This is a genomic window from Mucilaginibacter jinjuensis (genome assembly GCF_028596025.1).
GTDB lineage: Bacteria > Bacteroidota > Bacteroidia > Sphingobacteriales > Sphingobacteriaceae > Mucilaginibacter > Mucilaginibacter jinjuensis.
Genome location: NZ_CP117167.1, coordinates 5079660 through 5101554 on the forward strand (window position 1 = coordinate 5079660; position 21895 = coordinate 5101554).

General features: G+C 41.1%; 20 protein-coding genes. 8 read left to right on the forward strand and 12 right to left on the reverse strand.

The features are described 5' to 3' along the window. Positions 1 to 152 precede the first annotated feature (152 nt). On the forward strand, positions 153 to 584 hold the full coding sequence (locus tag PQO05_RS21905) for a nuclear transport factor 2 family protein (protein WP_273629583.1): 432 nt from the start codon (positions 153 to 155) through the stop codon (positions 582 to 584). A 57-nt stretch (positions 585 to 641) separates the two neighbouring features. Here PQO05_RS21905 and PQO05_RS21910 read toward each other — a convergent pair whose 3' ends face one another. After that, positions 642 to 1304, reverse strand: a complete 663-nt coding sequence (locus PQO05_RS21910) for a GDSL-type esterase/lipase family protein (protein ID WP_273629584.1) — start codon at positions 1302 to 1304, stop codon at positions 642 to 644. 20 nt (positions 1305 to 1324) lie between these two features. Further along, positions 1325 to 1813 (reverse strand): cytidine deaminase, encoded by a 489-nt coding sequence (locus tag PQO05_RS21915; RefSeq protein WP_273629585.1) that lies wholly within the window; start codon positions 1811 to 1813, stop codon positions 1325 to 1327. Between the two features lie 157 nt (positions 1814 to 1970). Between PQO05_RS21915 and PQO05_RS21920 the strand changes: the two genes are divergently transcribed. Continuing rightward, entirely contained in the window at positions 1971 to 2825 is an 855-nt protein-coding gene (locus PQO05_RS21920; RefSeq protein ID WP_273629586.1) for an alpha/beta hydrolase, read from the forward strand. 25 nt (positions 2826 to 2850) lie between these two features. Here PQO05_RS21920 and PQO05_RS21925 read toward each other — a convergent pair whose 3' ends face one another. From PQO05_RS21925 to PQO05_RS21935, 3 genes are all read right to left on the reverse strand, one after another. Further along, complete coding sequence (locus PQO05_RS21925) at positions 2851 to 3030, reverse strand: hypothetical protein (protein ID WP_273629587.1); 180 nt, start codon at positions 3028 to 3030, stop codon at positions 2851 to 2853. 180 nt (positions 3031 to 3210) lie between these two features. Then, positions 3211 to 5097 (reverse strand): DNA topoisomerase IV subunit B, encoded by a 1887-nt coding sequence (locus PQO05_RS21930; protein WP_273629588.1) that lies wholly within the window; start codon positions 5095 to 5097, stop codon positions 3211 to 3213. Between the two features lie 257 nt (positions 5098 to 5354). Then, the gene (locus PQO05_RS21935) at positions 5355 to 5951 is read right to left on the reverse strand and encodes a hypothetical protein (protein ID WP_273629589.1); all 597 of its coding nucleotides are present in this window, start codon (positions 5949 to 5951) and stop codon (positions 5355 to 5357) included. Between the two features lie 772 nt (positions 5952 to 6723). On the opposite strand from PQO05_RS21935, the gene PQO05_RS21940 reads away from it, so the two are divergent. From PQO05_RS21940 to PQO05_RS21950, 3 genes are all read left to right on the forward strand, one after another. After that, positions 6724 to 9066: a tetratricopeptide repeat protein gene (locus PQO05_RS21940; RefSeq protein WP_273629590.1), complete on the forward strand. Its 2343-nt coding sequence runs from the start codon at positions 6724 to 6726 to the stop codon at positions 9064 to 9066. A 129-nt stretch (positions 9067 to 9195) separates the two neighbouring features. Next, the gene (locus PQO05_RS21945) at positions 9196 to 10071 is read left to right on the forward strand and encodes an AraC family transcriptional regulator (RefSeq protein ID WP_273629591.1); all 876 of its coding nucleotides are present in this window, start codon (positions 9196 to 9198) and stop codon (positions 10069 to 10071) included. Positions 10072 to 10075: 4 nt separating this feature from the next. Then, positions 10076 to 10516 (forward strand): DUF983 domain-containing protein, encoded by a 441-nt coding sequence (locus tag PQO05_RS21950; protein ID WP_273629592.1) that lies wholly within the window; start codon positions 10076 to 10078, stop codon positions 10514 to 10516. Between the two features lie 338 nt (positions 10517 to 10854). Here the strand turns inward: PQO05_RS21950 and PQO05_RS21955 are convergent, their stop codons facing one another. From PQO05_RS21955 to PQO05_RS21965, 3 genes are read right to left on the reverse strand one after another with little or no spacing between them, the layout of a single operon-like run. Beyond that, the gene (locus tag PQO05_RS21955) at positions 10855 to 13005 is read right to left on the reverse strand and encodes an outer membrane protein assembly factor BamB family protein (RefSeq protein ID WP_273629593.1); all 2151 of its coding nucleotides are present in this window, start codon (positions 13003 to 13005) and stop codon (positions 10855 to 10857) included. Between the two features lie 4 nt (positions 13006 to 13009). Further along, positions 13010 to 13717: a ThuA domain-containing protein gene (locus PQO05_RS21960; protein ID WP_273629594.1), complete on the reverse strand. Its 708-nt coding sequence runs from the start codon at positions 13715 to 13717 to the stop codon at positions 13010 to 13012. 48 nt (positions 13718 to 13765) lie between these two features. Beyond that, the gene (locus PQO05_RS21965) at positions 13766 to 14683 is read right to left on the reverse strand and encodes a TIM barrel protein (RefSeq protein WP_273629595.1); all 918 of its coding nucleotides are present in this window, start codon (positions 14681 to 14683) and stop codon (positions 13766 to 13768) included. Positions 14684 to 14905: 222 nt separating this feature from the next. Between PQO05_RS21965 and PQO05_RS21970 the strand changes: the two genes are divergently transcribed. Then, entirely contained in the window at positions 14906 to 15415 is a 510-nt protein-coding gene (locus tag PQO05_RS21970; protein ID WP_273629596.1) for a hypothetical protein, read from the forward strand. A 156-nt stretch (positions 15416 to 15571) separates the two neighbouring features. After that, positions 15572 to 16363, forward strand: a complete 792-nt coding sequence (locus tag PQO05_RS21975; RefSeq protein WP_273629597.1) for a M90 family metallopeptidase — start codon at positions 15572 to 15574, stop codon at positions 16361 to 16363. Positions 16364 to 16428: 65 nt separating this feature from the next. Here PQO05_RS21975 and PQO05_RS21980 read toward each other — a convergent pair whose 3' ends face one another. From PQO05_RS21980 to PQO05_RS21995, 4 genes are all read right to left on the reverse strand, one after another. Beyond that, positions 16429 to 16905 carry a Dps family protein gene (locus PQO05_RS21980; protein ID WP_273629598.1) on the reverse strand — a complete coding sequence of 159 codons (477 nt, stop codon included), beginning with the start codon at positions 16903 to 16905 and terminating at the stop codon, positions 16429 to 16431. A gap of 38 nt (positions 16906 to 16943) precedes the next feature. Continuing rightward, complete coding sequence (locus PQO05_RS21985; protein WP_273629599.1) at positions 16944 to 17252, reverse strand: phosphoribosylpyrophosphate synthetase; 309 nt, start codon at positions 17250 to 17252, stop codon at positions 16944 to 16946. Between the two features lie 475 nt (positions 17253 to 17727). After that, positions 17728 to 19767: a polyphosphate kinase 1 gene (ppk1, locus tag PQO05_RS21990; RefSeq protein ID WP_273629600.1), complete on the reverse strand. Its 2040-nt coding sequence runs from the start codon at positions 19765 to 19767 to the stop codon at positions 17728 to 17730. Positions 19768 to 19771: 4 nt separating this feature from the next. Beyond that, positions 19772 to 21025, reverse strand: a complete 1254-nt coding sequence (locus tag PQO05_RS21995; RefSeq protein ID WP_273629601.1) for a Pycsar system effector family protein — start codon at positions 21023 to 21025, stop codon at positions 19772 to 19774. Between the two features lie 135 nt (positions 21026 to 21160). Here PQO05_RS21995 and PQO05_RS22000 point away from each other — a divergent pair, with 135 nt between their 5' ends. Next, positions 21161 to 21769 carry a phosphatase PAP2 family protein gene (locus tag PQO05_RS22000; protein WP_273629602.1) on the forward strand — a complete coding sequence of 203 codons (609 nt, stop codon included), beginning with the start codon at positions 21161 to 21163 and terminating at the stop codon, positions 21767 to 21769. The last annotated feature ends 126 nt before the right edge of the window (positions 21770 to 21895 follow it).

Genomic DNA, 21895 nt, shown 5'->3' on the forward strand with positions numbered 1-21895 from the left:
TTATCACTTTATCAACAAAACCAACAAATTGTTACCTGTTTAACTAAAACAGAAAAAGCTTCACATAAAATTAACACGCAAGATTGTAACGTATTGGGTAGCAGTGGTGTCTTATGAGTATAAAATTTATTAAAACACTAAATACAAATATTATGAAAACCTTGAAATCACTTGCTCTTGGCATTTGCCTTTTTTTAGCTGGCACAGTTGCAAAAGCTAATACAATTTCAAATGATGATAAATTAGCTTCACCTTATTTTGCTATCAATACTTATGTTGACGCTGTTAGCCGCGGTAAAGTGGCCGACCTTGACCTGGTAGTAGATAAAACAGCAAAATTTAGCATGCTGCGCGGTAAAACCATGCTTAGCTTTAGCAAAGACGATATTTTAAACTTTACTAAAGAAAACGCTAACACCGAACAAGCTTGCACCGTAACTACCTCAATTGTAAGCACCAACTCTGATGTAACTGTTGCCCGTGTTGATATGAAATATAACGATTTTACACGCAGCAATTATGTTACCCTTACCAACACCGGTAACGGCTGGAAAATCACTAATGTTTACAGCGTATTTAAATAAGCAATTCAAAACCCTTATAACAGAAAAGGCCTCCCAATAATGGGAGACCTTTTCTGTTTATTCTATATATTTTTTCAATACTTTTTGCCAGCGGTCGTAGCCTTCCTTTTTCAAGTGCAGATAATCGGGCTTAAATAAGGATGAATCGGGCAGAGAAGTTTTCTGATCGTAAAGCACTGTATTTACATCAATGTATTTACAGGCGTTGTGATGACTGATAAAATCTTTAATCAGTGTATTGGTACTATCAACAGCTGCGTAATGTGTTGCCCGGCTTGGGCTTTTTTTAACAGAGAGCCAATAGGTCTTACTCCCCGGTAGTTTTTGCTGGATCATATTATACAGCGTTACAAAATCCTGGTACACCTGCTGGGGTGTACGGCCTGCATTAATATCGTTTTCACCCGCATAAACAAATATGCGCTCGGGTTGGTAAGGGAACAGGATGTAACTCGTATAGTACTTAACCCATTGCTCGAGGGTAGAGCCACCAACGCCACGCCTTACTATCCGCTTATCCGGGAACCGTTGTTCCAGGTCAGTCCACATACGGATGGACGAGCTGCCGATAAACAAATTACTGCCCGGTTTAGGAAAGTTTAAACTATCGGCGGTTTTAAATTTACGCACTTCATCAGCAAAAGGGAATCCTTGCTGGGCAAACAATGGCCTGCCCGCTACAAGTAAAAGCAGGAAAATTATCAGAAATTTAGGTTTCATTGGGGTTGGTTATGATAATACTAATGTGCTAATCTATCTTCAAAAAACAAAAATGGCAAAAAACTTTCGCTGCCTTCTACTGCCCAAATGGGCCCATCTTCGCAAAATAATAAAATACGCATCTTTTGCTCCTGCTTTTTCTCATACTCGGCCATCACCTGCAGGCATGATCCGCAAGGTGTTATCGGCTGGCTGATTTTAAAATCATCGGTATGGGCGGTAATAGCAATACTTTCTATAGGATCATCAGAATGATTGGCTCCCCAGTGAAACAAAGCCACACGCTCGGCGCATAAGCCAGATGGGTAAGCTACGTTTTCCTGGTTACTTCCATAAATTATACGGCCGCTTTGCAGCCTTAATGCTGCCCCTACTCTAAATTTTGAGTATGGCGAGTGTGATTTTTCAAGCGCTTTAGTGGCTTCGAGACATAGTGCCCGGTCTGCTTCGTTGAGATCGGTTAGATGGTCATATTCGTCGAAACTTATTTTTATTTCGTGGTTATTCATTTGTAACCCCCGGGGTAAAAAAGAGGGGGAAACAATATAGGGATTTGATTTGATAAAAAGAAATACGCACTATTTATTAAGCACTTATAATAATAAGAGCCCTTTAATATTGTCATTTATTACCTTTAGCAGATCATTTCAAAATTCGATCTACCCAATGGCTATTTCTAAAAAACACTTCGCTTTATTACTATTGCTCTTAGCTGCTTATTCAACACATTTATTTGCCCAGGCTAATAGTAAGCCCATAACCATTGGTGTAACCGAAGGATATTATTCGAAAATTTTAAATGAAACCAGAACGATTAATATTTATTTGCCCGAAGGATATAATCAAACTGACACCCTAAAGTATCCCGTAATATATATTCCCGATGGTGGCGTAGATGAAGATTTTATCCACCTTACAGGTATAATCCGTTTCGATACACAATCCTGGGTAAACCGGTTTCCCCAGTCAATTGTAGTAGGTATAAAAAACATCAACAGAAGAAAAGATTTCACCTTCCCTGTAGCGAATCTTGATTTCTTGGAAAAGACAGGCTTTAAGAAAGAAATGTTCCCGGCTTATGGCGGATCAACAAATTATATTGCCTTTCTCCAAAAGGAACTGCAACCTTACATTGAAAAAAAGTATAAGGCCAGTACCAACCGCACAATTATTGGCGAATCAATGGCAGGGCTGCTGCTTACCGAGATAGCATTAAACCATCCAACCCTATTTAATACCTATATTATTGTAAGCCCAAGTTTGTGGTGGGGAGATGAAGCTTTACTGCATCAACCCAATGCCTTACTGCAAAACAAAACGCATAAGCCGGTTAATATTTATATAGGTGCGCCAAATAGAAAAGAAGACGAGCAAATGTACCAGGAAGCGCAGGGCCTTTATAATATGCTTAAGGTTGATAATCGTATTAGGTTATTTTTTGATTATTTGCCGGATGAGTCGCATGCTACAGCCTTGCACCAAGCCGTGTATAATGCTTTTAAAATGATATATGGTAAATAGCTTTTCAGCGTTAATTATGACCAGATTATTTCGACCATTGTTTAACCTGCTCTTTTGCTTGATTATGAGTTAATGTATTACCCTTATCAATTTGCTCAAGGCCTTTTTCTACCCCATCAATAAAAATCAGCTTCTCCAGCAAAACGTTAAACTCGAAATTGGCTGGTAAATCTTTCACCGTTTCCATTACTTTTTCTTTTGTCATACTCTGAAGTTATTAATACTTCCGCCATTGTTGGTGTTGTTATCGACAACTATTCAAATCCCCTCTTGAGAGGGGGTGCGAAAGGGTGTGTAATGGCAGGGGTGTGTTTCTGCGTTATTGTTAACCATAAAGACACACCCCTAACCCCTCTCAAGAGGGGAAATAGAACTTTATAATATTTTAGGCAACCTCTTTAACCTCATCCTCTTCAGCCAAAATCAACGGATTTACCGTTTCATCATCTTTTTCAACACGCAGATTTTGTACAATGTGTTGCTGGCGGGTTGGGGTATTTTTACCCATAAAATATTCTAACAGGCCCTTGATGTTGGCATCACGAAGGATTACCGGATCGAGGCGCATATCTTTACCAATAAACAGTCCGAATTCTTCGGGCGAAATTTCACCCAAACCTTTAAATCGGGTTATCTCTGGTTTGTTACCTAATTTTGATATCGCATTGCGGCGTTCCTCATCGCTATAGCAGTAAATTGTTTCTTTTTTATTACGAACGCGGAATAACGGTGTTTGCAGAATAGATACGTGACCGGCCTTTACCAGATCGGGGAAAAATTGCAAAAAGAAAGTCATTAACAGTAAACGGATGTGCATACCATCCACATCGGCATCAGTTGCTATCACAATGTTGTTGTAGCTTAAACCATCTAAGCCATCCTCAATATTTAAGGCGTGCTGCAGCAGGTTAAATTCTTCGTTTTCGTAAACCACCTTTTTGGTTAATCCGTAGCAGTTTAGCGGCTTACCCTTTAAGCTAAACACAGCCTGGGTTTGCACATCACGCGATTTGGTGATCGATCCACTCGCCGAATCTCCCTCTGTAATAAACAAAGTGGTATCACGACGGCGCTCGTGGTTATCACCAAAATGTAACTTACAATCGCGCAGTTTACGATTGTGTAACGATGCTTTTTTGGCACGTTCGTTAGCCAGTTTTTTAATACCGGCAATATCTTTACGTTCACGCTCTGACTGTAGGATCCGTTTTAAAAGCGCATCGGCAGTTGCCGGATTTTTGTGCAGATAGTTATCCAGCTCGGTTTTAACAAAGTCATTGATAAAACCACGAACCGTAGGCCCATCCGGACCCACATTTTGCGAACCCAGCTTAGTTTTGGTTTGCGACTCAAATACCGGCTCCTGTACCTTAATAGCAATTGCTGCTACGATAGAGCCACGCACATCAGATGCATCAAACTCCTTTTTGTAAAACTCGCGAATGGTTTTTACCACCGCTTCGCGAAAAGCAGCCTGGTGGGTACCGCCCTGGGTGGTATTTTGCCCGTTCACAAACGAATAGTACTCTTCGCCGTATTGCTGGCCGTGGGTCATGGCTACTTCAATATCATTCCCTTTAAGGTGAATTATTGGGTAACGCAGTGTCTCAGCATCGGTATTACGCAATAAAAGATCGTGAAGGCCTTTTTCTGAAAAATATTTTTGTCCGTTAAAGTTGATGCTTAGGCCGGCGTTCAGGAATACATAATTCCAGATCATGTTATCCACAAACTCGGGGATAAAACGATAATGACGAAAAATACTATCGTCGGGAATAAAGTTTATCGCGGTACCGTTGCGCTGGGTGGTTTCTTTCTCGGCTTCATCACGAACCAGTTCACCTTTGGCAAATTCGGCAATTTTGGTACGGCCATCGCGATACGATTGTACTACGAAATTTGACGAAAGCGCGTTAACTGCCTTGGTACCCACACCATTTAAGCCTACAGATTTTTGGAAGGCTTTGCTATCATATTTACCACCTGTATTGATCTTGGATACGCAATCAATCACCTTACCCAATGGGATACCCCGGCCATAATCACGAACAGAAACCTTATGGTCGCTCATGTTAATATCGATGGTTCTGCCGGCTCCCATCACAAACTCATCAATCGAGTTATCTACAACCTCTTTCAACAATACATATACACCATCGTCATAGGCAGAACCATCGCCAAGCTTACCGATATACATACCGGGGCGCAGTCGAATATGCTCTTTCCAATCGAGCGACCGTATACTATCCTCACTATAATTTACTTCTTCCATGATGGTTATGCTTTTTATGGCGGAGAGGTTAAACGTTGTACGTTAGACGTTTTACGTATCTGTTCTGATGCAGATGCATGGTTTAAACCTACCATCCCAAATGTACGATGTTAAAGGGATTAAGTCAAACGGATTAGGCTAAACGTTATACGTTTGACGTTGTACGTAATACGTTTATATCTGAAAATAAAAAGAGAAGAAATATGATCTACGCCCCGGGCAAGAAACGTCAAACGTACAACGTCAAACGTATAACATTACTTAAACTTAATGCAGCTTCGGGCCTTGTCTATATATTTAAAAAACTCGGGGCCTTTGTCATTGGCTAAACAAATAGCCAGTATAGTACCCGTATGGTCTTTTTGAAGGGTAATAATCAGGGCATACTTATAATGGCGTGTTACCGGCGAATCGCTCAGGTTCACCAGGTATGATTTGCCTTCGTCGGCATTGTACTGGGCTAAAATTCTGTCGTTTAAGTTTCGGGCAAAATAAGCATTATCGGCACTAAAAACAGAAACCTGTTCTTTTCCAATATTAATATAAGCCGAGTCGGCATTGGCGTAATATTTACTTATTTGTTTATAAGGCTTAACTTCAAACCAGATCTCAAACTCCTGGCCAGGCAACGCAATGCCATAATCGTAAGATACATCTTCGTTGTTAACGGGGGTAACTTCTTTAAAGCCTTCGGGCAGGGTAAAATTAATATTAGCTTCGGTAACAAGGCGGTTAAACTCTTTCATCTGCCGGTCGACCTGCGAATATTTATTCTGTGCATTAGCCGAATGGCTGCAAACAAGCAGGCATACCACTACACAGAATTGTTTAAATTGCCTTAGGAGAGCTTTCATCAATTATAACAAAGGTAATAGGTAGATTTTAAATCCGAACTAATATAGTGTATAAATTATATACCCATATAAGGTCCTTTTCAAACTTTAAACAAATTACGAATATTAATATAAGCCGGATTCTACCTCTCCTGCTTTTTATCCATAACACAGAGTTAAAACATTAATACCATTTTATACAGTTAACATTGTCACACATTATAAAATGCAACCTCTTTAACGAAACGGAACAATAAAGGTTTAACCTAAAAAACTGGTGATGGTAATTTTACCGTAAAATAACATATTCATGATTGGGTATTTTTTTCCTCATATTTCCCCGGTTTAATCAGTATAAATGTCCAACAGAATCCTCATTTGTAGAAATTCGTCCCGGCTTTATCTCTAATATAATTTATATTAACAAATTTTAACAGGCATTATCCCTACAGTTATCGGCTTTTAGCCTCATATTTTATCCTTAATGACAATTTAAGGGCGTAAGCATTAATCTGGCTCTCTTCTCACAAACAGCGTATCACTTTCTGCTTTTACTTGGCATAATCTATGCACATACAAACTGCTTAAAGTGTCACTTTGAATTGGTGTGGGATACTTAAAGTGCTATAATTACATTTTTTACAGGTTTATATGTATTTTAATACCATAAACTGTATATAAGCATTATTTTTACTCATGTTAGTTTTACAAGCAATACAAATTATTAATGACACCCATTGCTTATAAAACAACGTCGGAGCCTTATTTTAATATTGACAACCACTCCCGTGTTATGAAGATACTTTCTGTGTTATTTTTACTGTTACCTTTTTGGTGTTTAGCACAAACCCAAACAGCCGAGCAGTTAATACAGAGCGGTAACAACAAAGCAAACCAAAAAGACTATCAGGGAGCCATCGATGATTTCACCAAAGCTATAGAACTCAATTCTAAAATTGCTGACGCTTATTTTTACCGGGCAAACGCCTATAGCAATCTTCAGAAAAACGAAGAAGCCGTTGCCGATTTCACCAAAACGATAGAGCTTAATCCTAAAAAGGCTGATGCTTATTACTACCGCGGAAATGCCAATAGTAATTTAAGGGCTTATGTTAATGCCATTGACGATTATACCAAGGCCATCAGCATGAAACCAAAGCCCGATGCTAACCTTTATCATTACAGGGCCAATGCTAAAACCAACACCCGTGATTACATGGGTGCTATTGCCGACTTTACAAAAGCAATAACACTTACCCCTAAGAATCCCGATTTATATGAGTACCGTGGTTTAGCCAAAGCCAATGTTAATAACAGCAAGGGTGCAATACTGGATTTTAACACCGCTGTTAAATTAAACCCAAATAATGGCGACCTGTATTATTACCGTGCCAACTCAGAAGCAACAATAGCCAATTATACGGCTGCTATTACAGATTATACCAAATCACTTCAATATGATGCTAACCGTGCCGAAGCCTACTATTACCGGGGTAACGCACGCAGCAATATCCATGACAATGTGGGCGCTATTGATGATTACAAAAAAGCCATCGCACTAAAACCTAATATTGCCGAATTATACCACTACCTCGGTAATGCCCATACTAACGCCAAAGACAATCAGGGTGCTATTTTAGATTTCGATAAGGCGATTGAGCTTAACGCCAACAACCCCGAACTTTATCTTTACCGTGGTATTGCCAAACGCAATATTAAAGATACCACCGGTGCCATGGCCGATTTCAACAAAGCCATTGAACTTAAACCACAGTATATACAGGCTTATGAAAACCGCGCAGGCGTAAGCATTGCGGCTAAAAATTACGATGGCGCTTTCGCTGATGCTGATACGATACTGGCTTTCAACCCTAAATCGGAGGTGGCTTATCTGATCCGTGGATCAGCCAAGTATTCGCTTAAAGATAGTTTGGGTGCCATTGCCGATTACACCAAAGCCATTGAGTTAAACCCCAATAACGACCGCTCGTACATTGAGCGTGGTAAAATGAAGGAACAACAGGCCGATTATCGCGGGGCTATAGCAGATTTCAGCAAATCAATAGAATTAAAACCCGGCAATACCGAAGGTTATAGTAAACGTGCTAACGATAAGATACAATTGCGCGATTATGCCGGGGCCATACAAGACTACCAAAAAGTTTTGCAAATGGACCCGAGAAATGCGGAAGCTTATGCAAAACTGAGTAACGTTTATACGCTTTCTAAAAATTACCCCGAAGCTATTAAACTGGTTAACGAAGGTTTAAAACTCAACCCTAAAGATGCCGACCTGTACGTACAGCGTGGTATATTGTGGGATGCCATGCAAAATACCCGCGAAGCTATGCTCGATTTTAATAAGGCTATCGCGATAGATTCTGCATCGTTCAACGCATACACCTTTCGCGGTAATACTAAGAACGAGCTAAAAGATTACGAAGGTGCAATAGAAGACCTCAACAAGGCCATTAACCTGCGCGGTACCGAAGACAATATGTTGTTTTTAGGCAATGCCCGTTTAGGTTTAAAAGACTATGCAGGTGCACTAGACAGCTACGACCGTGTGGTTGACCAATACCCTAAAAGCGTTAAAGCCTTATTAACGCGTGCTACTGCCAAAAGTATGGTGCCAGATTCGGCAGGAGCTATGCAGGATTTTGCCAAAGCCCTGGAGCTGCAACCGCATAACGAAGACATATATGTTAAACGCGGTGATGCTTATATACTGCTCAAAGATTCGATCAGCGCTATATTGGATTACAATTCGGCTATCGAAATTAATCCGCAGAATTCAGAAGCCTATACCAACCGTGGTATCGCCAAATACAAACTGAAAGATGTGCGCGGTGCCCTGCTTGATTACAACATGGCTATCGAAACCATGCCATCAAACAAAAAAGCATATATCAGGCGTGGTGAAGCCAAAGCCCTCATTAAAGATTATAATGGTGCCGTGGCAGATTATACATCGGCCATTAGCCTCGATCCAAAGGACAAGCAAACTTACTTTGACCGCGGTATGCTTAAAATCAATAATGTAACCGACAAAAACAGCGGTTGCCTTGACCTGAGCAAAGCCGGCGAACTGGGTATGAAAGAAGCCTACGAGGCTATCAGAAAATACTGCTATTAATAACACACAATGCCGGGGTCAGTATTCTGGCATTTTTTCTTTAGTATTTTTCAACGATAAGTAAAAAGTACCATAAACCGAATGTTTATTACCATAAGCTAAACAGATTTCGTGGTACCTTTGAGTATCATGAAAAAGAGCTTCCCGGTTTACGATATATGCAACCTTTCTGAATTTAAGCAGGATGACATCCTCATCAGCAGGTTTGCACCCTATCTTAAATCGCACCATAAATTACATTTGGCGCATAAGCATACTTTTTATCATTTGGTGTTTTTTACCAAAGGCGGCGGTAGCCACGCTATCGATTTTCAAAGTTTCCCGGTTAGGCCATATCAGATTTACTTCATGATCCCCGGTCAGGTACACAGTTGGGATTTTGAGGGCGAGGTAGATGGCTATGTGATCAATTTCTCTGTACCGTTTTTTCAGTCCTTCCTGTTGCAGTCTGACTACCTGGAGCAGTTCCCGTTCTTCAGCGGCGCATCAGCAGACGAGGTGATTGATATTCCAGAAAACCTGCACAAAGAAACATTGCAACTTTTTGAACAGATTATAATTGAAAGTGAAACACCGGGCCGTTTGGCTTTGGATATGGTACGTGCTTTAATGCTGCAATTGTTTATAAGCCTTAGCCGTTTAACATTTCCGCTGCACAGCAAAAATACCACACCTTATAATTATACGCTGTTGCGCAACTTTCAGAAACTGATTGATAAAAATTACACCACGCTAAAACTGCCGAAGGATTATGCGGCCCTGCTATACATCACCCCCAATCATCTCAATGCCCTGTGTAATGATGTGCTGAATATTTCAGCAGGCGAAGTAATCCGTAACCGGATTGTATTGGAAGCAAAAAGGTTATTAGTAAACCCCGGTTTAACGATTTCTGAAGTAGCCGACCAGCTCAACTTTGGCGACTACTCCTACTTTACCAAATACTTTAAGAAACAAACCGGGCTAACACCCGAAGAATTCAGGAAACAAATTATAACTCAATAACAATATGAAAACCCTAACTTTAGATAAAGAAGCCATGGCTATTTCACAATCATACGCAGCCCTACATGCCAAATGCCCAAAATGCCGGGTAGGCAACATGTTTTCGACCCCAATGTATACCCTAAGCGGACAAAAGATGAACCAGTACTGCCCGCACTGTAATTTTCATTTCGAGATTGAACCGGGTTACTTTTACGTAGCCATGTTTGTAAGCTACGCCCTTAACGTTGCCGAAATGGTTACCCTTGCCGTAGGTACCTACATCTTAACCCACAGCGAAAACCCATGGATTTATGCTGCCATATTATTAGGTGTAGCCTTTATATTATCTCCGTTTAACTTCAGATATGCAAGGGTGGCTTTATTATACTGGTTAACCCCAGGCGTGCACTATGATCCAAAAAGATCAGCTCCTGATTACGATCCTAATCACCCGGAGGGATAATAATTAGAAATAAGAGACGAGAATCAAGAAACAAGACAATATAATAACGCTTGCGCCAGATGATGTCTTATTCCCCTCTTGAGAGGGGTTAGGGGTGTGTCTCTGCTGAATGTTTTGTCGCAGAAACACACCCCTCCTATTTCACAGGCTTTCGCGCCCCCTCTCAAGAGGGGAATTAAAAAAAGCCTAACCATAAGAACTATTACCGTCATTGCGAGGTACGAAGCAATCTCGTAGCTATACAGAACGAAGAACATTGGCGACGAGATTGCCACGCTATCGCTCGCGATGACAAAATTTGAAAGGAGGTATCTTGACTCTTGTTTCTTGATTCTCGCTTACGGTAACGCAAACGCCACATAAGCATCGCCCGATTTAGTTTTCAGCTTCCCGCCACCACAGGCAATCACCACATACTGCTTACCATCAACTTCATAAACACTTGGCGTTGCGAAGCCTGAAGCAGGCAAATCGGCTTGCCAGAGTAGCTTGCCGGTGATCTTATTGAAAGCTCTTATTTTATTGTCTTTAGTAGCGGCTATAAAAACCAAGCCGCCTGCAGTTACAGCAGGGCCGCCGTAGTTTTCTGTGCCTGCATTTTTTATTTTTGGATCATCGCCCAGCGGTACACGCCATTCGCGCTTACCCGTGTTTAGGTTGATAGCATTTAACGTTCCCCAGGGTGGCGCTATGGCGGGTTGTCCATCTTTCGCTAAAAACTTATTGTAACCCGTCATCTGGTAAGGAAGGTTCAGGAAGGTATCAACCGGGGCTTTTGTCTCAGTAAACTTCTTAGATTGATTAGCAGTGTTATTGGTGATGAATGATACTATCGCCTGCCGATCCTGCAAAGTCAATTGTTTGAAAGATGGCATCATGCGCCGACCGGTGGCAATCAGATTAATAATCTCCTCATCATGGTATTTTTTATTGATGTTGATGAGCGAAGGATAATTACCCGAACCCTTACGATCCTGTCCATGGCAGCCCATACAATTTTGGGCAAACAAGCGTTGTCCGGCCTGACCGAAATCTTCTGCCCCTGCTGACTGCTTTGGCGCATCAATCATCGTTAATATCCAGGCCATTTCATTCGCATTGATATAGATCCAGCCCGTAAATGGGTCAACCGCCGGGCCGCCCCATTCGGCACCACCATCAAAACCAGGGAAGATAAGCGAAGGCTGTTTCCCTGGCGGGATAAACATACTGCCATGCCTATAGCCTTTCAACTGGTTCAAGGCATCCGCTTTATCATCCGCAGAAAGGTATGGGTTAATGTCTTTTTCGGAGATCGACTGCCGTGTAAACGGTTCAGGTAACCGCGGGATCGGCTGAGTAGGCCACAGCTTCTCTCCTACTAATTCTGAGTGCGTATCAACCGGTTTCTCATCAATCGGGAATAACGGCTTGCCTGTCGCCCTATCCAATACAAAAATAAATCCGTGCTTGGTAGGTTGGGCAACGGCATCAACATTTTTGCCATCCTTTTTAATGATGACTAATGATGGTGCGGTCGGCAAATCTTTATCCCAAACATCGTGATGGATCACCTGGTAATGCCAAACCAGCTTACCTGTTGCTGCATCTAAAGCCAGCAGGCTATTGGCATACAACCCCGCTCCTTTTCGTTTACCGCCATAAAAATCAAATGCGGCCGAACCTGTTGGTGCAAAAAGTAAACCTCGTGCTTCATCCAGGCTAAAGCCGCTCCAGCTATTGGCAGCGCCAATATGTTTCCAGGCGTTGGGGTCTTCCCAGGTTTCGTAACCCTTTTCGCCGGGATGCGGGATGGTGTGAAAAATCCATTTAAACTGTCCTGTGCGTACATCATAAGCACGTATATGGCCGGGAGCCGCGTCTGATGTTTCGTTAACCCGGCTACCTACAATGTATAGATCTTTATAGATAATGCCGGGCGTAGTGACGGTAACATAAGCATCTTTCGATGGGCGGTCGAGATGATCGTGCAGATCAATTTTGCCATGATCACCAAAACTTTTTATCGGCCGACCGTTTACCGCGTTAATAGCATAAATATATGAACCCGCACAGAAAATGATTCGCTTATCATCGCCATCTTCCCAATAGGTTACCCCACGATTATTGTTGAGGATAAACCTGATAGAAGTTATGGCATTAATATCTTTCTGATCGGGATCGAAAACCCATTTCTGCTCGCCGGTGGCCGCATTGAGGGCAACCAGTTTTAAATGGGGCGTGGTAGCATACAGTACACCATCAACAATAATTGGATTACATTGGATCTGCGAATGCGCAACGGTATCAGCATCATTGGTATGATGCACCCAGGCAATTTTTAAATCTTTAACATTATTGGTGTCGATCTGGTTTAGCGACGAGTAGCGGGTATTTTCTTTGTTACCCCCATAAACGCGCCAGCCATCGTTGTCTGCATTTTTATTTTTACATGATGATGCCAGCAATGCAGCAAGTACCCCTATCCATAATTTATTCGGTACGCTCATACCGCTATTTAATTTTAGCAGCATACTTAATTCCGCCCAAAATATGCTTTAGAAAAAGCGGATCAGTATATGATTCATCGGTATGTCCAAGTACTGTTGTAAATGCACGGCCGCCATCATATTCGTGGTACCAGCTTATTGGGTGGTTGTCACCGTTTTCGCCCCCGGTATAGCTCTTTTCATCAATAGTGATGAGCACATGCAAATCTTTGGCTATGTATTTAAAGTTATACCACTCATCAAACTTACTCCAGGTATCAGGCAGGCTCTTGGTGGCAATAAAAGAGTGGTCTATAATGTGTAGTGTAGCTTGCTGTGGTTTGGGATGTCTGGAGAAATAAGCCCCGGCCAAATCACCATACCAGGGCCAGTCGAACTCGGTATCTGTAGCTGCATGGATACCCACAAAACCTTTGCCCGATTCGATGTACTTTTTAAAAGCCTCCTGTTGTTCATCGTTCAGCACATCACCAGTAGTGCTCAGAAAAATTACGGCATCATATTTTTTCAGGTTACTTTCAGTAAACAAAGCAGAATTGGTTGTGGTATCAACATTAAAGCCATTCTCTTGGCCCAGTTTAATAATAGCCGGTATGCCCGCGGCAATTGATGCATGATGAAAGCCTGCAGTTTTACTGAATACGAGTACAGATTTTGCAAAAGCAGATACCGTAACAAGCCCTATTAAGGCTGTTAAAAACAAACGACGCATATTGGTTTTTCTTAGGTTAATAATTGACCGGCAATATAGCAAGTTTTATTACAAACCTAAGTCCCTTAAGGCTTTGTAGCTTTGTTTCAGACTGGCGTAGGCATCTTTCGGCATATCATGCTCAACAAAATAATGCTTTACACCTGCTGTATCGGTATGTGCCAAGATAGATTTAAAATCTACCACACCACTACCAACCGGGCCTAGGTTAGAGTCGCCGCTAATATCTTTCATGTGCAGTAAAGGGAAACGGCCCGGATATTTGGCAAATAATTTAGGGATGTTAACACGCGCTTTGGTTGCCCATGCAACATCGAGTTCCATTTTTACCAGGTTGCTGTCTGTTTCGTCCAACAACATGTAGTAAGGTGTCTTATCATCAATTTTATTAAATTCCATATCGTGGTTATGGTAACAAAATTGTATGCCAACCTTTTTACAAGCCGCGCCAGTTTTATTTAAAATATCTATCGAGCTTTTAACTTCATCAAGTGTGCCGGTTGGTATGTTGGCGCATACCAGGTATGGTACTTTACCTTCGGCCACCTGGTCTACCAGCTCCTGCATATTATCCTTCAGGTTTTTAAGTGCCGATATATCCAGAGCTTTACCATCAGCACCTTTAGGCATCACAGCGCCTTTGGGTAACTTAAATGGCGCACCCAAAACATGATGCGATTTCCATGATAAACCAACTTTATGACATAAAGCGGCAAATTGTTTGGGTGTCATTCCGTAATAACCGGGCTGTTTACTAAAAGCCGATTCTATTTCGGTATAGCCAATACCCGCCACTTTTCTGAGCGAACCTTCCACATCTTCGTCAATGGTATTGAACAAGGTAAAAAGCTGTACACCTAACGGGTGATTGGCGGCATTAAAAAACGTAGCATGCGCTTCGGATAAAAAGAGCGCGCTTAAGCCAAGAGCCCCGGTGCTTTTCAGGAAATTTCTTCTGTTTATCATGGTTTTTTAGGTTTGGAATAACTAAAGATATTAAAATATTGCGTCAGTTAAACACAATGATTTATTTTTCAGATACCATCAATATAAGTAATAAATGTACTATAATTTTGATATCTTATTTTTAGCTAAAGAAACTGATTTAGTAACTTATGATAATAATAAATATACTAATCGCAAGCATATATTTCGTAAAAATATTGAACACTTTATTTCTTAATTATTATGAAAGTCACTAACCAGAGCTTTAATATCACTCATTATAAAGTACATTTAGACTACTTGGAATCGATGCATAAGCATACAATTAATCAAAGTACGTATAAACTTGCTATAAAGAAGTCTGGGCTAGAGACTGGTACCTCCACTATATATTTCTCTTCATTTTATCGTGATCAAGAGACAGCTAAACCATTTATTGACTATTATGCTATAGCGAGATTTGATTTTGTACTAGAAAATGAAGCAATAGATTTACAAACCCTGATTAGTTACTTCAATGAATGCTACACTAATATTTTTGAATTTATTAAGTCCAATAACCTGTCATACAATGGACGAATGTCTTTTTCCTGGATGCCTTTCGACGAGCCAAAAGATTTTATGATGATATACTTAAAACAATTTCAGGAATGGCCGCAGAAATCAGGGGATGTAGATTTAACTTTTGCTGACCCTGTTTTATTTCCAACTCCTATAATAAAATTCGAACATACTCAATCCAAAAACATTTAATTACTCGCAGGAATAAACATTTTAAATTTGGGAACAACAATCTTATAAGTATATCAATATGAAATAGTTGCATCTTAGCTTATATATCTAGGGGTTATGGATAACTAATCAATCGGTGCAATATTAATCCTGCCAAAATTTCTTACCTTTTGCCCTATGAATATAGCCCTTGCTGCACTGCTTTTAATTGTGATCATTTATTTTTTCGTTCGAAAAAAATCTTCGCCAGTTGTCGAAATTTTTAATGAATCGCCACAAATACATGAAAACTTGCTACAACAACATATAGCCTATTACACTAAACTTGATGATGCCGGCAAAGCCAAATTTGAAAGGCTGGTTAACGAATTTTTAGGCTATGTGCGCATTGAAGGCGTGGGGACTGAAATCAGCGACCTCGACCGGATCATGATTGCCTCGAGCGCAGTGATCCCCATTTTTGGATTTAGTGAGGACTGGAAGTACAAAAACCTCACTAACGTGATCCTTTACCCAGATACCTTCGACAATGATTTTCAGTTTGAAGGCGGTGAAGACCGCAACATTATGGGCATGGTAGGCTCGGGCTATATGAACGGACAGATGCTGCTTTCACGGGCCGCCTTGACCAAAGGCTTCTCTGCTTCGGCCGGGAGAGAGAATACGGCCATCCACGAGTTTGTGCACTTGTTAGATAAAGCAGACGGCGCTACCGACGGAGTACCTGAATTACTGATGCAGCATCAGTACACTATCCCCTGGCTTAAACTGATACACCAGGAAATGCATAAGATTGAGGCAGGCAAATCGGATATTAATCCCTATGCGTTGACCAATGAGGCCGAGTTTCTGGCGGTGGTTTCTGAATACTTTTTTGAGAAGCCGGAACAACTTCAGCACAAACATCCTGAACTTTACGATTTACTGAGCCTGATTTTCGCTCAAGACCCTGCCAAGAGTTCCCTATAAAAAATGAGGCGGCTTAAAGTAAAACCTTAAGCCGCCTCTGCTATATACTAATTGTAAACCCTTGCTTATTTAGGCAGGTGTGCCTTTAACATCCAGGCTAATTTTTCGTGTTGTTCCATCAGGCCGGTAATGTAATCGCTGCTGCCATAATCGCCGTATTTGCTGGCAAAAGGCTCTATGTTACCCCTGATAAATTCGATGATGCTGGTATGGTCTTCCAGTAATTCTTTCAAAAAGGTAAGGCTATCGTTTTTGCTGTCAACCACCTCTGTTAAGTGGGTAAGGTTTAAAAAGCTTTTTAAGGTAGCCGGTGCAAAATGGCCGATAGAACGGACACGCTCTGCAACGCCATCCATAATTTCGTCGAGTTGTTCGTATTGCGATTCAAAAAACAGGTGCATGGAGTGAAAATCCGGGCCTTCAACATTCCAGTGGGCGTTACGTGTTTTGGTGTATAACACGTACTCATCTGCCAGTAATTTAGTTAATTGTACGGCTACTGCCTGACGGTTCTCGTCGCTGATTCCGATGTAGTTTTTCATTTTAACTGTGATCTTATAAATGTATGTTGAAGATACAGCTATTTAAGGTTATTTGCCAATTTACTCCACAAATGGATTGAGATTCCTTTGCTATAGGCGCTGTAGGGCGTCATCAGTATACCCCTAATGTCTTTATTAATTCCTCTGATGCCGTAAATCACATAGTTATCGCACGAGCGGCGCTTGCCTTCAAACCGGTAGGTTTCTGTTATCTCGAAATCATCAGGTTCAATCAGCTCGTTTTGTTGTACGTAAAACAAGTACTCATCCTTCAAAGTAAAATCCTGATCGTAGCCACGTTCCTGCAAATCAATAATAGCCTCAGTTTTAGTATTGTAATTCACCATAACATCAGTTTTTAATAGCCCGTTAATATGAGATGTATCAGCAGATCAGTTTAAATACAGCGAAAGGATAAGCATCGAATTTATATAACCACAATTAACTGATCTAGTGACACATACAATTCAAAACACATGCCAATTTATTAAATATCTTATTATCAGATACTTAAACCAAAAACACCCGGGGCCTGGATATGATATTTCGTTAAATCACAGACAGTTAACGAAATAAAGATACTTAGCAAAGTAAATTATTATAGATCAAAAGTTTGTAGCGGGGATAGTAAATGAATAAAATGATTGTTGGGGAGAGAACAACCATTGTTTTTATACATCTTTCTTAAAAGATTGTCATTTCGAATCCTTGGAGGGGGCCAATAGTAGAGAAAGGGTGAGAAATCTTATGCTACATGCATGAAGCAGGGCGCAGAATATTTCTCCTATCGTCGAAATGACAAAATCCTTTAGTGAATATCACTTACCCCGCCAGCAATTTATAAATAGCTTCCTGCGAACGAATAATTGGTTCTTTTGCTTTTATTGGGATGTTATGAAGATTTTGATCGAGCATTACAGCGTTTACATTATCATTCACCTGCAGATCAAGGATGTTGATCATAGATTGTTTAATGGTTTCATCGTAAACCGGGAAACAAACTTCTATACGGTGATAAATATTACGGTTCATCCAATCGGCTGATCCCATAAATACTTCTTTGTTACCGTCATTGTTGAATATGAAGATGCGGCCATGTTCCAGGTAACGGTCTACAATACGTTTAATGGTAATATTTTCGCTCATGCCCTTAACACCGGGAATTAAGCAGCAAATACTGCGGATGATCAATGATACCCTTACCCCTGCCTGCGATGCTTCGTAAAGTTTGCTGATGAGCACCTGCTCTTCGAGGTTATTCATTTTCAAGGTAAGCGCTGCCGGTAAGCCTTGTTTGGCAAATTCAATTTCGCGATCAATCAGTTCAATAAATTTGGTTTGCAGGTTAAACTGGGCTACCAGTAAGTGTTTAAAATTTATTGGGGTTGATTTAGATGGCTTTTCGCGTTTGGCCAAAAACATAAACAACAGTTCTACCTCGCTTAACAAGTCTGGGTTACTGGTAAACAGGATATGGTCGGTGTAAAATTTGGCAGTGCTTTCGTTAAAATTACCCGTAGCCATTAAGCCTGAGTAAACCATGCGGCCATCCTGCTCCATTTTAACCAGGCCTACTTTGGCATGTACCTTTAGGGCAGTAACACTGTAAGTGATCTTTACCCCGGCATCTTTCATTACCTTGGCCCATTTCAGGTTGTTGGCTTCATCAAAACGGGCTTTAAGTTCCACCATTACATGTACCTTTTTGCCGTTTTTAGCTGCGCTGATTAAGGCATGCACAATGCGCGAGTTACTGGCCACCCGGTAAAGGGTAATGTAAATTTCCTTAACATTAGGATTAACCGCAGCCTCATTAAAAAACCGCAGAATGGTATCGTAATTCTGGTAAGGCGTATGCACCACAAAATCCTTTTTGGCAATTTGCGCTATCAGGGTTTCATTAGCTTTAATCTCGTCTGAATTAATAGCCGGCCAGGATTCATACGACATACCCGGACCACCAACCGGCAGCCCGAAAAAGTCTTTCAGATTATGGTAAGCGCCGCCCTCAATATTTGTAGCGTTTAATAAATTAAGCTGCTGCTTTACAAACTGCAAAATACGCAGCGGGATGCCCGCCTGGTGCAAAAAGCGGGTCGCTAAACCAAAATCGCGTTTGCTTAATTGCTTTTCAATTTGCTCCGAGAGGCTGCCCGAGTAATCATCCGTCAGATCCAGCTCTGCATCGCGGGTTACTTTAAAGGTATAGCAGCCTTCAATGGTTGAATCAGGAAAAACCTTCTCCAGATTATTTCTTACAATATCATCCAAAAAGGCAATGAATTGAGTGCCATCGGTTTTTATGGATAAAAACCTCGGTAACTCATCCGAAGGGATATTGAGCAGTGCAACTTGCTCTGCTCCGTCATTATTTTTTAGCTGTACAATAAAATACAGCTTATTATTTTCGGGGAAAAAATCTGTCTTATCATCCAAAAATACCGGTTGCAAAAAGGCCAATACCTCTGCCAAAAAGTATTCGGTTGTTTTGGGTTTGATAGAATCGGGGAAAGCCTCGTTATACAGCAAATGGATATGCTGCGCCTTAAAAGCAGGCAATAACTGTTGCGTTAAGATCTCACCAAAACGGCCTTGTTGTGCATTAATGGCATTAATAGCCTGGTGCAAAATATCGGCCTGTATGTCGCCGTCGATATCCGTATCATCTTTCTCGCCAATCTTTTTTAAAGCTCTTAACACCGGCATGCGCACCCGGTAAAACTCATCAAGGTTGGATGAAAAAATACTCAGGAATTTAATTCTCTCCAGCAAAGGCACCTGCTCATTGGCGGCCTCCTCCATCACGCGCTGGTTAAAGCCAAGCCAGCTCAAGTCGCGGTTAAAGTAACGATGTGGTTCCATTTAATTATGCTGCTTTGTTACCATAAAATGCAGAAGCTATAACAAATGCAAAAACAGCAATAATCAATCCGAACATAAAAATATTGTAAGCAATCCGCAGTAGCCGGTATTTTTTCCCTAGCACAACGCCCTGGGTATAAACGTCTTTAATTAAGCTACCGTACAGAAAATCTTTATCCTCCATCACCTTCTCCATGCCGTATTTGTAGTCTTCTAAAGGCATTTTATAAAAGTTACCGAAGAAAAGCAGGTTCACCGTTTTATCATCAACATCGGCCTTGGTAAACGTGCCCGGCGGAATAGATGGGCGGGTTGACAGGATGGAGAACGTCATGGCCAGCAAACTCACCGTAAGTAAAATAATGGTTGGTACAATGAGGTAGCCATACTCGCTCAAACGGCGCAACAGTAAACTAATAATGGCTGATAGTATAATAGAGTTTACCGTGATCATGATATGCGCTTTATTATCGGCCATATCGCTCAAACGTTGGTGGTTGCTCGAGCTGATCCTGAACATGGTTTCAATACCTTTCTCGGGCTTCTCTTTTTTGTCCTTCTTTTTGATGGATGTAATTTCCGGAACCGGGAACGATGCGTCTATATCCTGGGCCGCTTTCTCTTCTTTCTTTTTTTCGGGTTTGTCTTCTAACTTAATCACGGCGTTAGCTACTTTTTCTTTTAACTCGTCCAAATTCTTTTGTTTCTGCGAATCGAGTAACAATCGGCAATAATCTGTATGGTATTGGTGTGCCTCTAAAAATTTGATGCTTTTTTGCCGCCATACCAGCTTACTCAAATCTGCATGGTTCAATATATTGTATTCTTCCAGCAATTGCTGGTCCTTTTTGGCGAAATCATCCGTACCAAGGTGGAACAGATCGGCATCGCAAATAATTTTATCTAACAAGCTTACCGGGGCCTGGGGCATTTTGGTAGCCTGGATACAAGTCTCTATCGTTTTAATATCTTCGGCATCGGCAGCGTGTTCTATTAAAAAAGCACGGGCAATGGCTATGCTGTGCTCTTCGTGGTTAAGGATACTAACCATATAACCCAGATCATGAAACCATGCAGCGGCCGAAACGCAAAAAAAGTCGCGGTCGTTTAACTGGTAGTGGTTAGCTATCTGGGTAACGGCACGGGCAACATCTTCTGTATGTTTTTTATTATGATATATAAAGTTGTCGGTATTATGCGTTTTAAAATAGTTTAACACATAATCGCAAACCTGATCTAATAGCTGCTGATAATTCATAGTTTATGTTTTGGGTAGCTGAACCTTGTTTAATATCTTAGTGCAGATCCCTTATAATAACAATTTTGGATTCAACCGGCCCGCAATTTACCCGGACTGGTATAAATATAATATTAAATCTTTTAGCCGACACCGATGAGTATATCACCGAAGAGCCTTTTAATCAATTTATTCTTCATAACCAATATACTGTTACTTTGTTGTACTAAAGTATCTGCCCAATCCGGCGTCCAACAGTTCGACAATAGTGTTATGGTCGATCTGGCCAAAAGCCGCACGCCCGAACAAACCGAAGTAATGCTGGCCATCACCCACTCCATCCATTATGTTGATGTGGGGGTACCGGCAGGTCTGTTGGTTGGCGGCATCATCAGCAATAATAAAGAGATGCGCCAAAACTCATTTTATGTGGCCAGTAGCACCGCAGTAAGTTATGCATTTACGCTTCTTATTAAACACTTTGTTAAACGGCCACGCCCCTTTGTTAAAAACATCGAGTTTGTACCTGTATATCGGGCTGGCAGTACTTCATTTCCATCGGGGCATGCTTCAACTGCTTTCTCCACGGCCACTGCCCTATCTATCGCTTATCCTAAATGGTACGTAATTGCACCATCGTTTTTATGGGCCGGTACCATCAGTTATTCGCGCATGTATTTAGGCGTTCACTACCCTACCGATGTTGCAACAGGCGCCGTATTAGGCGCAGGTACAGCAGCTGCTTTTTCGTTTATGAAAAGGTAGATAGAATTTTGGAAGGATGTTTTTCTACTTTCCAAAATGACCCAAATGTCACATAAGTGGTATAAAAAACGCACCTTTTTGTAAAAACTATGCCACAGGCTGTGCAAGCGTATAATTTTAATAAAT